Below are 13,800 nucleotides of genomic sequence, written 5' to 3'. Positions count from 1 at the left end.
CATTTTATTCGCTTCTCAAACCGCTATTCTTAACAACGAGAGGGGGAATTCGATGAGTAACACACAATGGATCTGGCGCTATGCAAAAAAGAACCGTGGCAAACTTCTATTGGCAACATTATTTTTGGTGATCAACGCAGCGCTGATCGTTGTTAATCCGTATTTAGGAGGTATGGTGATCGACGATGTCATCAATCAGCAAAAAACTGAACTTTTACTGCCATTATTATTGATCATGATCGCAACCACCGTGATTCGGACGATCGTTCGTTACACCTACCAATTGCTTTTTGAACGTGTCGGTCAAAATACACTGTATGATCTAAGAGAAGATATGTACCAAAAATTACAGGAATTGGACTTTGACTTTTTCAACCATACTCGAGTTGGTGATATCATGGCCCGGATGACAGGAGATACCGATGCGATCCGTCACTTTGTTTCATGGGTCACCTACAATATCGCAGAATGTGTCTTGTGGTTCTTCTCGGCTATCGTCGTGATGAGTTTCATTGATTGGAAACTCATGTTGGCCCTAGTGGTGATCACGCCCTTTATTTTCATTCTAACCAATCAAATGTCCAAGAAAGCCCACCCTTTGTTCTTCAATATTCGAGAAAGCTTTTCCAGACTGAATTCGATGGTGGAAGAAAATATTGGTGGTAACCGTGTCGTCAAAGCTTTTGCTCGAGAAGAATTTGAAATCGAGAAATTCGTGGCGTATAACGAAGATTTCAAGGCTAAGAATATGGCCTCTGCTGAAGTGTCTCGTACGTATTTACCATGGTTAGACGGTTTGGCAGGCAGTTTATCGATCATTGCTTTGGTATTGGGCGGCATTTTCGTCATCAATGGGGAGATGACCCTAGGGGATTTGGTCGCCTTCAATGGCTATTTGTGGATGTTGAACAATCCGATGCGGATGAGTGGTTGGCTGATCAATGACGCCCAACGTTTTTCGGCGGCCTGCATCAAGATTCGTCAAATGCTGGCACAAGAATCAAAAATTCCTGTCCACCACCAAGAACAATTGACACCAATCAAAGGGCACGTCACTTTCAAAGATGTCTCGTTTCACTTTTCTGATGATCCCAATCAAAATGTGCTCTCCAACATCAATTTCAACATTGGACCAGGGCAGACCTTAGGCATCTTAGGGGAAACGGGATCGGGAAAAACAACGCTGGTCAATTTGGTTGGCCGTTTTTATGATCCAACGGAAGGAACAGTCTTGATCGACGGCAAAGATGCCAAAAGCTATCCGGTCCGGCAATTAAGAGAAAATATTTCAATGGTGATGCAAGATGTCTTCTTATTTTCCAATACGATCTCGGACAATATTGCCTTTGGGAATCCATTGGCAGATGAAGGCTATATTCGGCAAATGGCTGTAGTGGCTGATGCAGATACCTTTATTTCCCGTATGCCGCAAGGGTATGAAACGGTGATCGGTGAACGTGGTGTTGGTCTATCAGGGGGACAGAAACAACGGATCTCCCTCGCACGCGCCCTAGCCAAAGACCCTTCGATTTTGATTTTGGATGATACGACCTCAGCTGTTGACATGGAAACAGAATCAAAGATCCAACAAGAATTGACGAAGTTAACAGGCGAAAAAACCACCTTTATTATTGCCCATCGTATCTCATCAGTCAGAGAGGCTAATTTGATTTTGATGATGGAAAAAGGGCATGTCGTTGAACAAGGTACCCATGAAGAATTGGTCGCCAAGCGAGGTAAGTATTACGAAGTCTATCAAAAACAATTAGGTTTATCAGGAGGTGAAGACGATGGCCAGAAACACATTTGATGTGGATGAGGAATTAGAACAGGAATTTAGTTGGCAAGATTTTAAACGACTGTCACGATATGTTGTGCCATACAAAAAAAGTATCATCAGCGTATTGGCAACCATCATTCTAGCCAATCTTGCCGGTATGCTGGCGCCAGTTTTCACCAAGATTGCCATAGATTCATCGATCCCTGATGGAAATATCAGCCAATTGCTCTTGATTGGTGTCGCCTTCTTGGCAACGTTAATCATTATCGGACTGTGTATGCGTTATCGAATCTATCATATCACCCGCATCGGCCAAGATGTGCTGAAAGATATGCGTTATGACATTTTTGAACATTTGCAACGATTGCCGTTTTCTTACTTCGACACTCGTCCGCATGGGAAAATCTTGATCCGGATCGTCAATTATATCAACACATTAAGTGATCTCCTTAGCAACGGGCTGATCAATTTGATATCAGATGTGTTCAATGTGGTGATCACCTTGATCTTCATGTTTGTGATTGACTTCAAATTGACTTTGTATTCATTGGCGTTGCTGCCGATTTTGTTTGTTATGGTGATGGTAATCAAAAACAAACAACGCAAGGCCTACCAAACATTAAGCAACAAACAATCCAATTTGAATGCCTATATCCATGAAAGTATTGCCGGCATCAAAATCACACAGTCTTTTGCCAGAGAAGAAGAGAATGCGTCGATTTTCGAGGAAGTCAGCAGTGATTATCGAACATCATGGATGAAAGCTGTGCGGATCCAATTCTTGATGTGGCCTGGCGTCCAAAATATCTCTGTTATTACGACCTGTCTGATTTATTTTGTCGGCATCCGACAAATTGGCGTAGACGTAAGTACCGGGACATTGATTGCCTTTATTAGTTACATCAATAACTTTTGGAACCCAGTGATCAATATTGGTAATTTTTATAACTCTTTGATCACGGCAACAGCCTATTTGGAACGAATCTTTGAAACAATGGATGAAGTACCTGATATCGAAGACAAACCAGATGCCAAAGTCTTGCCTGAAATGAAGGGCGCAGTGGCTTTTGAAGATGTCACGTTCCGCTATGAAGAAGGCAAGAATATCTTGTCAGATGTCAACTTTACGATTACACCAGGGGAAAGTATTGCTTTGGTGGGACCAACCGGCGCTGGGAAAACAACGATCATCAACTTATTGAGCCGCTTTTATGATGTCAATGAAGGCAGTGTCAAAGTTGATGGCATGGACGTCCGCGATGTGACACTGTCCTCCTTGCGTTCGCAAATGGGTGTCATGCTGCAAGATACCTTTATCTTTTCGGGAACTATTATTGAGAACATTCGCTATGGGAAACTTGATGCAACCGAAGAAGAAATCATTGAAGCAGCGAAAATCGTTCGCGCCCATGATTTTATCAAAGAATTGAAAGATGGCTATCATACTGTCGTTGAAGAACGTGGCAGTACGTTATCTGCCGGACAACGGCAATTGATTTCTTTTGCCCGTGCATTATTGGCAGATCCGAAGATTCTGATATTGGATGAAGCGACATCAAGTATTGATACCAAAACAGAAGAACTGCTGCAAGAAGGCTTGCTTAAATTGTTGGAGGGACGTACGTCCTTTATCATCGCCCATCGGCTATCCACGATCAAGAACTCTGATCGGATATTCTATGTTGCAGGCGGAACAATCGCAGAATCAGGCAATCATGACCAATTGATGGCCCAAAGAGGGTTGTATCATCATTTGTATCAATCGCAATATGATTTGTTGCAGGCGATATGAGATAAGTGAAAATAATTTAATCGAGAAGAAGGCGCACCTTGTGATGAGGTGCGCCTTTTTGGCATACAAGATAACTCTATACAGGACTTTTATATGTAGTCATCCTTTGTAAGGGAGCAAATCAAACACGCGTGTTTGATTTGCTTTTTTTTAGATTTAATTTTTGTAATAGCCAACGTAATAATTACTCTTTTTTTCAACGCGAAACCGTACTTGTCCTCTGTAAGTTGCAGGAGGATAAGAAGAAAATTTATAGGAGGCAATGAGAATACCTCTTTCAGAAATTTGATTATCCAGAATGAATCCTTCACTCGAGGTTTGTGCATGAGCAATTCCAGCATCACTAAACATCATCAACACGATCAGAAGAGTTAAATACATTTTTTTCATTTTGCCACACCTTTCTGTATAAGCTAAATAATTGCTAATGCAAGCATATCATTAGCTTTGGAGAAAAAGTGTGAGTAGTCCTAAATAGCTGCTTAGGTGGATATCCGATTTAACGGGAGTGTGGATTGACAAATAAGAAGTCCTAACTGCTAAAATAAATTTTTTATCAAGCGAACTGAACCGAAAGCTGTTAATCCATTTGTCATCATTATTTCTCGGGTAGACTTATCTAAACGCAGTACATGTTTTTTATTTACGAGAAAAGCGTGATGCACACGGATAAAATTATTCGAAAGCTTTTCTATATCTGTTAAGTTCCCATATATCTCAAGTTGTCCTTCTTCATGATGAAGGATCAAACGATGCTTTGCAGTTGATGTTTCTAGATAAATGACTTGATCAATAGGCAAAAATCGGGATTGATTGCCAACTTTAAAGGGAAGAATTTCTGTATCCTTCGACTGGCTAGTTGTATAGAAGTTTTGTGTTTCAATCAAAGCCGAACGAACGCGATCACGTATGATACTCCTATCATCTTTACTAATATAATCTAGCGCTTCAAGCTTATATTTGAAGGTTAAAGGCATTTTTTCATCGTGGGTAGTTAAGAAAACAAGTTTACAATTGCGGTCTTTTTGTTTGATTTTCGAACCAAGGAAAATTCCGTCGATCGACGTTCGCAAATCAATGTCTAAGAAAAAAATACCATAGTAGGCATCTTTTTCTTTGATATATGTCCATAATTCATGGGGATCTTTTGTCGCTAATGTCACTTCCATATCAAGTTCCTCAATCATGATGTATGACTGAACAAAATGGGTCAACATGTCTAATTGCTTTGGATCATCTTCACAGATATATACAGATAACATATATTATTCCTCCTGATGGATGGTAATCATTTGTGTGTAATAGCGATCGGTGATTTGTGTTTCAAGAAACAGACTATGTTCTTGTTTGACGATTGCTGCTGCATTTTGCAAACCTAATCCTCTGTCAGGCCCCTTAGTTGACAGGCTATTTTTCTTCAGCAAATCTTCTTTAGGAAGAGAAGCTGAATACGTGTTTCTTATAATGATCACCTCATCTCCTTCTTGCTTGAACACAGCAATTGAGAGATCGGGGGTCGTGCTTTCTTGCGCAGCTTCAATCGCATTATCCAAAAGAATACCTAGCAGACGAACGAGCTGAATTGTGTCGAATATTGATTCCATTAGTACCTCATAAGGAATTTCAAGTGTGATAGTTATCTTTGCAACCTGAGCATAGTTTAATTTATGCAAAAGAATGCTGCGAATTTCTGACAGTCCAATGTTTTGAATATCGTCTAAACGAAAGAAAGAGGTGGTAACTAGATTTTGTGTTGATTTGAGATGGCTATGATAGTAATCCCTCAAACCAGTTAGATCACCTTCATTGATGTATTCTTGGATCGAAAGCAAGATATTATTGTAATCATGCCTAAACGCGCGTAAATCTTGATAGCTGGTTTCTAATACATGACTATATATCTGAATTTCTTCATAAGCGGTTTGCGTTTGTTGCTGCGCTTGTTGCAGCTTTTTTTTACTGTATAGGGAATAAATCATCAGCATCATGACAATCAGAACAAATAGCAAAATTGCTGCTAAAGTACTGAATAATGATTGTATTTGAAAATTTTGCGGATAGAAATATAAATAATTATATAATTGATAACCTTGCGTTAGAAACCAAACAATAGCCAGAAAGTAGATAGTTTTTCTCAAAAGGAAATATTTTTGAAGGACAGGCGTTAGGTAAGGTCGAATTATATATCCCAAACAGCCATAAAGGAGTATTCCTGCTACTAAATAGAATAGATAATACAGCGTGTTTTCTGAGAGGATTATGGTAAATATCAACGATGAGAACAAACTTGTTAGCAACCAATGTAAGTAATAAGCAACCAATACTTTAGCAAGCGGATTCAAAAAGGATTGGTTTGAATGCGAAGAATACGTGATGATCAGCAATCCAATGATGAAAATAAAAAGTCCCAGCCAGTTGATATGCATTTCAATAAAACAACAGATAAGCAGAAGAAAAAAGATACAGGTAAGCAACGATTTATCTTTTATGATGTTTGGTTCCAGCATCATAAAAACACTTAATATAAAAAATAATTCCGAAAAAATGATTAAGTTAAAGATCATGAGAATCTCCTGTTGTTTTTTGATTATATTTTATCATATTTATATGGATTTAAGACGAAAACATTCAGGTATTCCTAGATGTTTTTTTTTACGCCTGTTCTTCATTTAGGATAGTTAATCAGTGAATTAGGATATTTTTGGTTTTCGAGGCTACATTTCCAATATGATTAGGGTATCAAATCGATTTGAAAAAAAGAATACCTGAAATGTCACTTAGTATACAAGTTTTTTCTTTCTCAAAAAAAACTTGTTTCTCGTTGTCAAATGATTGTCCAAAGACTAAAAGAGACGCTTCATTGAAGAAATGTATTTCATAGAATATCATTTTAGAAATATATTTAGTCAGTGGTATAAGCTATCTTTGCACGCCTAAATGCAGTTGATTTATTTATTCTGAACCAGATTCAAGTATGGAAAATAATAATTGTAAGATGTTGTTATTTTGTTCGGTACGTTTCTAGCATAATTCGAGGAGGAAATACACATGAAAATCAAGAAAAAAATTATCACAGCTTTATTTGTTGCTACGACCATATTTTCTCTTGCTGCCCCAGCATTTGCTGCAGTTTCTGTTCAAGGTGGAACATGGTCATATGGTGGTCAGCATAATCCTACTAACTGGGGAGCATTCTCAAATTACTATCACAAAGACAAATGGCATTGGTCAAGTGTTGTTAGGCATAGAGATTTAAAGTCTAATAAGGGCACAGCTTCTAAAGGTGGTACTTCTAAAGCTTTTGTTAACACAAATTTGGGAGAAAAAGCTTCTTTTGATTTTGGATTTTAATCGTTAAAAAGGAGAGAATGACGGTTATTCTCTCCTTTAGAATGGATATATAAAATTATTCTAGCTATATAAATAAAATATACATAATGTGATTTATTTTTTTTGATAAGGTTTAAAAAAATTTAATCAAAAGCGGACGTATAAACGAGAAGACAAAGGAGAATGCGTAAGTGAAAATCAAGCGTTTTTTTATTTATTTTTCCACACTTATCATTATGGCTTTTATGGTATGGACATTAATAAATTCCCCTGATCAGTTATCTTTCGCTACTTATCCTTTTATTTATGTAAAGAATGCGGATTCAAATGCATTAGATAAACAAGCAGTTAACGATTCCTTGGATGAATTCTCTAGAGAAAATAATTTGGTTATTGTCAAACGCATTGTGCAACCAACTAAGGAAGGGCAGCGATTTGTCTATCAAAAATTCGGCGCAGGCGATCTTCCTAGAGGGTTTCCTGAAGCACCGAATAATATTCAAGGGATCAGTAGTGTATTTGGACAATATTTAGTAATTCAAGGTGAATTAGAAGAACAGCGATTAGCGAATCAATTTTATAATTTTGGCTATCAAGTAGAAATTTTTGAAAAAGAATCTGTGATTAGTATTGTGGTTGCATTTTTGGCAGGATCTTCTTTATCAGTATTACTGATCTTAGTTTTTACTTTTACAGCATTAACATTGGTTTTACGCATAAAGGATTTACGCTTTGCAGGTATTCGCTTGATATCTGGAGAAACGATTTGGTCGATTATTTTTCGTAGCCTTCGATCAGACTTTGTTGATATGATTGGCGCTTTACTATCCTGTATATTATTAGGATGGGGAATATTAGTCATGCAAGGAATTTCACAGGATCGGATTTTGCTACTTCTTTTTGCGGGACAATCCTTATATATAGTGCTTCTGGTATTCATTTCAATCATTTCGAGCGGGATTTATTTCTTTAATCTAAAAAGCATGAATCTGATTAGCATCATTAAAGGAAAATTACCACTTCATCGACTCGTAGGCATCATTTTATTCTGTCAATTTTTAGCGATGATCGTCATTGGTTGGGGGACTAGTCGGATTCCATTGCTGATTAATACATATCAAGAGCAGCAAAGCGCAACAAAAAAATGGGATCCTCATGAAGACTTAGTAAATATTTCTTTTAATGTTGGTAAAGAAATCAATAGTATGGAAGCATTTGATGAAGAAGCAAAGCTATGGTACCCTTTCGTGCGAGATGAAATAGAACATCAAAATGCGCTTTTAGTGAATCATAATTTATTAAATTATATATTCAGTGATGTTGATCCTCAAGGAAATCGATTAACTGATTACGTACCTTTAGGCAATACTCTTTTTGTCACACCTAATTATTTGAATGAACAAAATATTTCAGTAGACGATATACTTTACACACAGTTGGAAGATTTAGAGCAAGGTCAATTTGTTTTATTAATGCCCGAGAAATTGAAAGAGCATAGTGATGAGTACCGAAAAATGTATGAAAGCCATATGGAAATGTACGGGTTGGATAGTGGCGAGGAAGATGCTGAAATACTATTCGATTTTTCTGCTGTGGTTGGATACGTACCAAATAATCAATTAAGGTTCATTTATAACCATACGTCCATCTCATCAAAGCAATTTCTTTTAGATCCTATTATAGTGATTGTGACACCAGCATCTTTAGGAAACACGTTTTCGTCTAGATTGTTTTGGATGGACATGATCAGCGATTACTTTTATCTTTCAGGCTTTGACAAAACTGTAAGTAAGCTGAAAGAAATGGACTTATATTCCTCAGTCTCAACTGTTTCGAATAGTCGTCAAATGTATTATGAACAGTACAGCAAACTACGTATGGAATTATTGACACTTATAGCTAGTACTGTTATTGGTGTTGCTACCTCTGTTCTCTTGTTTAATTCTATGAATCTTCTTTATTTTGAAGAATTTAGACGGGATATTTTTATTAAACGATTATCTGGATTACGATTTTTGGCGCTTCATCAAAACTATCTAATCACGCAGTTGACCGTGATCCTTCTTGGATTTTGCCTGATTGTTTTTATCACCAAAAGTCTATGGACCAGTATAGCAGCATGCCTTTTTTTTGTAATCAATGGGCTACTGATTCTTTATCGTCAGATGAAATCTGAAAATAAACTGGCAATATCAGTTTTGAAAGGAAAATAAGATGATCAAGATTGAAAACTTAAACAAAAAGTTCGAGAACCGTTACTTATTTTCGAAAACGAATGTAACCTTTGAAAACGGAAAAGTATATGCTTTGATTGGTCCCAGTGGAAGCGGAAAGACCACATTATTAAATATTTTGGCACAGCTTGAACCATATGATGATGGAAAAATTATTTATCATAATCAACCGCTAGAGAAAATTAAAAGTCATACTTATTTTCGTGATGAACTGGGGTATCTCTTCCAAAATTTCGGTTTGCTAGAGAGCCAATCAATTAAAGAAAATTTAGATCTAGGGTTGATTGCAAAGAAATTAAAGAAATCAGAGAAGATTGCGTTGGAAAAAGAAGTATTGGGAATGGTTCATTTAGAATACCTTGAATTAGGCAAAAAAATATATACAATATCTGGAGGAGAAGCACAACGTGTCGCACTTGCGAAAACAATTCTTAAAAATCCTTCATTGATTTTAGCAGATGAACCAACTGCGGCACTTGATCCAGTTACTTCAGAAGAAATCATGTCGATCTTGCTTTCATTGAGAAATGAAAGTCGTGTGATTATTATCGCTACCCATAATCAAAGTATTTGGGAGAGAGCAGATAAAGTCATTCCAATAAATACGATTGCGAATATTGATTAGGTAATTATTTCGCTACCACTGACTTGGAAGTGGACAAAAAAATGACAAGTTGATCGTCTTGCAATAAAAAAGTTGAAGAAGAGGGAATAAATGAAAATAAAATCGTTGAGTCGATTATTCAGTCAGATGTACCCGAAATTGTTGGGAAATCTGAGAAGATAATTAAGTATGATACTTTAGCGATGTTGTCAAACAATGTTTATGACGCGCTTTCTTTTTGAGCTTCTAAATAGTAGGTGAATGAGGCTGTCTCTTATACACATCTAGATGTGTATAAGAGACAGCTACTAAATAGTAGGTGAAAGGAGAAGTATATGAAAAGAATATATTTTTTTGTAGGAATATTATCTACGATAGTTATATGTTTATCTTTAGTGATTAATCCTCGAGATATTTCTGCATCAGAAAAAGTAAGACTAAATTTAGAAAAACTTGATCAATCTATTCAAGACCAAATAGAGAACCATACACTTTTATCACTGAGTTCTAATCCCTATGATTATATTGCGGAAAATGAATATTATGATGCAATTATAGAATTAGGTGTAGCTGCGCTCTGTGAACTAGAAAATAGTCTAGTCAGCTCAGATGAAAATGGTCTTGTTCAGTATATAATTTCTATTGCTATTGAGGATATCAGTCACACAAATGTCAATGAAATTTTAGGAAATGAAGATTTTGGGTGGGAAGATGCGCATGAATTTACTACTGAGTGGTTAGAGATAAAAGATACTGTTACAGAAAAAGTTGAAACGATTATTCAATCTGAATTCCTTAATGATGAACAAAAAATAGAAAAGATCAATCATTATGGTCTTTTAGCAGTTCCGGCAATTGAATCATATGTCAATGCAGCGGAAGGCAGACAGAGCAACTTCCTCAAAGCAGGTCTTAAACATGTTGTCGAATCATATAACCTAGATGAAAAGGAAATAGAACTTGTTTATGAACTTTTCTAAAACCAGATAGTAGGGACTGTCACATAAGTCCTGAATATAATAAGCCAGAAATGACAGAAAAATCATTCATTTCTGGCTTTTTTTTGGTGAAATAAAAGAAGCTCATGCAGTGAAATAGATTTCCCAAGGAACTTTCCTTACCTTATATAAGGTTGATGAACTGTTGAAACAAAAGGAAAGGCGCTTGGATGAATTTGAAAAGAGGTTGACGTTACCATGGCAGAGGTTGTTTCTTTGATAATTTTACCATATGTGTTTTCAGCTAAAATGATTTGAAAATGACTGATTGAATAATTAGCAACTAACGACATATCTTTGAAAGTTATAAACATTTTGGTGAAAAAAAACAGCTGATCGATGAAGCGATGACGGAGCTTTTCACAGCGCTTGGCGCCGCATTTGATTACTCAGAATTTGAAAAAAAGCTTGAAGATCGAGAAACCGACATTGATTATGACGAACAAGTGCATGTTGAAATTACACAAAATACTGATGATATTCGTAATGTACAGCTGATTATCAAGCCCAATTAACATTGATATGAAGGGGATAGAACAGTCTACTACATACAAAGAACCCGCCAGCCAACCGGCAGGTTCTTCGCATCTACGCTAAATTTTTTTAGATCATACGCGTTCCCTTCAATCCCAATGTGATCAGACTGGAATTAATAAACCCGCCTCCACAAAGCAAATACAACCAAAGATAAGGCGAATCACTCCCAGCTATTTCCAAGATGCCATTCAACACACACCATGTGATGATGCAAGCCAAGCCTGAATGATAGAGGTTTGATGCAAGCCGCAGCGACTTGAAGCGAAACCAACGACTGATCAGCCACCATATCAGTCCAGCGCAGGCCACGACTATCCAAGCGTATTGCAGAGAAGCTGCGCTGACGCCGTGACTAAAGTGGTGATACACCAATTGGAAGAGAAATAAGCCAAGGCTGATGCTGGCATAGGATATCAATTTTTTCATGACAAACACTTCCTTTACTTGAAATAGAGTATGTCGCTGACTGCACGTTCGTCGCTATTGTCATTGCCGCCTACGGTTTGATTGACAACTTTCCCATTAAAGTACAGGGTCGAAGAACCGCCGCCGTCTAAGTTATAAGCAGTTGTGGCACCCAAAGCTTCAAATTGTTCAGCCAACTGATACAATGTCAAGCCTTCACTGTCAGAGGTCCGTCCTTCAGAAACGATGATCACATAGTGGTTTTCACCAATTTGTCCAATGGCTGTCCGAGGATTGCTGGTCATTGATTGAGAGACCTCAGCTGAAGTAGAGACGACCACTTGACTATCTTCAACCAATGCTGGGCCGAAGGAAAGGATTTGTTGGGCATCGGTCAAGGATGCCGCGGAAGTGGTACTCTCGTCCACAATGGAGAAATTTCCGTTTTTATCGATGACCAACGCTTGCGTATCGCCATTGGCGATATCTCGATACAACGTCCCGTTACGCAAAACAAAACCAGTGCTGCGAAAACCATAATAATCGCCATTGATTGCCAAAACGGCTTCATTTTCTGATGCCATTGCCGATGTGGTTTCTTTGATATTGCGGCCATAGGTATCTTCAGCCAATGCCGTTAGTAAATGACTGCTATCGGCTGTTTGGATATCGGCGACATAGACGGTGGTATCATCCACCCGTTTTTCAGTGAGGGTGATGGTCAATCCATCACTGGTATAACTTGTATCTGTAGCAACAATGGCTTCACTGCTTGCGCTTGAGGTGCTTTCTTCACTGCTTGCTGCAGTTGTATCTGTCGTCGTGACTGTTGCTACAGCGACTTGTCGGTCGGGTAAGACAAAGGCTTTTAATAAGATCCAACAGCTGCTAGTTATCAGTAAAAGCGTACAGATGATTGACCAGATGTAGGGTTTTTTGAGCCAGTTCATTTGGTTGCCTCCTTTGTGAAGATGTATCGTTGTTGGACATGAAAACTAAAGAAGAATAACAGACCGTCGACGATGAGTTTAGACAAAAAGAGTGAAGGTAACACTTGGGCTAAGATATTGACACCAATCCAGCTGAAGACAATGATGGTCAAGAATAGACAAGCATAGCGAAACGCAGCGGTTGGATTGCGTTTTTGATGAAAGACATAGTGGCGATTCAACAAATAGTTGATAAGACCAGAAGCCAATCGAGCCAAAATGGTTGCCGCCAGTAAAGGTAGAGATGTCCGTCCCAAGATCAGTGTCAGCAAGAGAAAGAAACTGCTGTCTAAGAGCGCAGAAACCAACGATGCGCCAATAAAGCGCAACAAAGGACCATAAATCAAGAGGGAGTCATGGACCGGTCGAAAGTGTGAATGGGCATTGTTGTCTTCATAAATCGTTTGGATCGGTATGGAAATCAAGTTGATCTCCAGCTGTTTGGTCGCTAATAAGACATTCATTTCATAGTCAAAGCGTTGGCCTTTCACTGTAATCAAAGAAGGGATCAAGGCAGTATGAAAGGCCCGCAAACCCGTTTGAGTATCTTGTAAACGCAAGCCAGTAGCCAGCCAAAAGAATCCAGAGGTCAAGCGATTGCCCCAATAACTCTTGGCGGGTGTCGTTTTTTTCTCAAAAGAACGGACACCGAGGAGTAGTTCTTGTGAAGTGTGAGTAGACAACGCATGGATCAGCCGTTGGATATCTTGGGGATGATGCTGTCCGTCACCATCTGCTGTCACGATACCTTGAACATGCGGAAAGTCTTCGCTGGCCTTTTGCAAGCCGTACTTGAGGGCATAGCCTTTGCCTTGGTTTTGCGGGTATGTTTCATAATGTATGCGATCGGACTTCTGGCAAATCTGCTGGAACGTATCTCGATAAGCCTCCCCACTGCCATCATCAACAATCAAGATTTGACCAGTTGTTGCAGGAAGTAAAGCCTCGAAAAAGCGTATCGTTTTTTCCGAAGGTTCAAATATAGGGATCAATAGTAAGATATTCATGTAAATCACCTCTTGAACATAAAGTAGCTGAGGCGGCTTAAGTCCAGCTTAAACACTTAAAAAATAGCCAAAAGAACAATTTGGCACGTATGTGGATTTCCTTTTAGTTGGCACTCGAATTCTT

The 13,800-nt window shown here is 38.2% G+C and carries 13 protein-coding genes; 7 read left to right on the top strand and 6 right to left on the bottom strand.

From position 1 onward, the window contains the following. Positions 1–52 precede the first annotated feature (52 nt). On the top strand, positions 53–1,810 hold the full coding sequence (locus A5886_RS09830; RefSeq protein ID WP_086274948.1) for an ABC transporter ATP-binding protein: 1,758 nt from the start codon (positions 53–55) through the stop codon (positions 1,808–1,810). Next, positions 1,791–3,572 carry an ABC transporter ATP-binding protein gene (locus tag A5886_RS09825; protein ID WP_086274947.1) on the top strand — a complete coding sequence of 594 codons (1,782 nt, stop codon included), beginning with the start codon at positions 1,791–1,793 and terminating at the stop codon, positions 3,570–3,572. Before A5886_RS09830 ends, A5886_RS09825 begins: the two co-directional genes overlap by 20 nt. A 156-nt stretch (positions 3,573–3,728) precedes the next feature. On the opposite strand, the gene A5886_RS09820 is transcribed toward A5886_RS09825, so the two are convergent. From A5886_RS09820 to A5886_RS09810, 3 genes are all read right to left on the bottom strand, one after another. After that, complete coding sequence (locus A5886_RS09820; protein WP_143353785.1) at positions 3,729–3,962, bottom strand: hypothetical protein; 234 nt, start codon at positions 3,960–3,962, stop codon at positions 3,729–3,731. Positions 3,963–4,111: 149 nt separating this feature from the next. Continuing rightward, the gene (locus A5886_RS09815; RefSeq protein WP_086274945.1) at positions 4,112–4,834 is read right to left on the bottom strand and encodes a LytR/AlgR family response regulator transcription factor; all 723 of its coding nucleotides are present in this window, start codon (positions 4,832–4,834) and stop codon (positions 4,112–4,114) included. 3 nt (positions 4,835–4,837) lie between these two features. After that, positions 4,838–6,136 (bottom strand): GHKL domain-containing protein, encoded by a 1,299-nt coding sequence (locus A5886_RS09810; protein ID WP_086274944.1) that lies wholly within the window; start codon positions 6,134–6,136, stop codon positions 4,838–4,840. A gap of 484 nt (positions 6,137–6,620) precedes the next feature. On the opposite strand from A5886_RS09810, the gene A5886_RS09805 reads away from it, so the two are divergent. From A5886_RS09805 to A5886_RS15865, 5 genes are all read left to right on the top strand, one after another. Next, a complete protein-coding gene (locus A5886_RS09805) occupies positions 6,621–6,923 on the top strand; it encodes a lactococcin 972 family bacteriocin (protein ID WP_054116624.1) in 303 nt (100 codons plus the stop codon). Positions 6,924–7,093: 170 nt separating this feature from the next. Continuing rightward, positions 7,094–9,115: a bacteriocin-associated integral membrane family protein gene (locus A5886_RS09800; RefSeq protein ID WP_086274943.1), complete on the top strand. Its 2,022-nt coding sequence runs from the start codon at positions 7,094–7,096 to the stop codon at positions 9,113–9,115. A 1-nt stretch (position 9,116) separates the two neighbouring features. Then, complete coding sequence (locus A5886_RS09795) at positions 9,117–9,761, top strand: putative bacteriocin export ABC transporter (RefSeq protein ID WP_086274942.1); 645 nt, start codon at positions 9,117–9,119, stop codon at positions 9,759–9,761. A 314-nt stretch (positions 9,762–10,075) separates the two neighbouring features. Continuing rightward, positions 10,076–10,720, top strand: a complete 645-nt coding sequence (locus tag A5886_RS09790) for a hypothetical protein (RefSeq protein WP_086274941.1) — start codon at positions 10,076–10,078, stop codon at positions 10,718–10,720. Positions 10,721–11,085: 365 nt separating this feature from the next. After that, positions 11,086–11,253 carry a hypothetical protein gene (locus A5886_RS15865; RefSeq protein ID WP_179190020.1) on the top strand — a complete coding sequence of 56 codons (168 nt, stop codon included), beginning with the start codon at positions 11,086–11,088 and terminating at the stop codon, positions 11,251–11,253. Positions 11,254–11,341: 88 nt separating this feature from the next. On the opposite strand, the gene A5886_RS09785 is transcribed toward A5886_RS15865, so the two are convergent. Genes A5886_RS09785 through A5886_RS09775 form a run of 3 tightly spaced genes read right to left on the bottom strand, consistent with a single transcriptional unit; the run spans position 11,342 to position 13,676 of the window. Next, positions 11,342–11,701: a hypothetical protein gene (locus tag A5886_RS09785; protein WP_086274939.1), complete on the bottom strand. Its 360-nt coding sequence runs from the start codon at positions 11,699–11,701 to the stop codon at positions 11,342–11,344. 14 nt (positions 11,702–11,715) lie between these two features. After that, positions 11,716–12,630: a phosphodiester glycosidase family protein gene (locus A5886_RS09780; protein ID WP_086274938.1), complete on the bottom strand. Its 915-nt coding sequence runs from the start codon at positions 12,628–12,630 to the stop codon at positions 11,716–11,718. Then, on the bottom strand, positions 12,627–13,676 hold the full coding sequence (locus tag A5886_RS09775; protein ID WP_086274937.1) for a bifunctional glycosyltransferase family 2/GtrA family protein: 1,050 nt from the start codon (positions 13,674–13,676) through the stop codon (positions 12,627–12,629). Before A5886_RS09775 ends, A5886_RS09780 begins: the two co-directional genes overlap by 4 nt. Between the last annotated feature and the right edge of the window lie 124 nt (positions 13,677–13,800).

Origin of the sequence: Candidatus Enterococcus testudinis (assembly GCF_002140915.1) — a bacterium.
In the GTDB taxonomy this organism is placed as follows: Bacteria; Bacillota; Bacilli; order Lactobacillales; family Enterococcaceae; genus Enterococcus_D; species Enterococcus_D testudinis.
The sequence above is the reverse complement of the archived record's forward strand: the minus strand, read 5'-3'. Positions and strand labels throughout refer to the sequence as shown.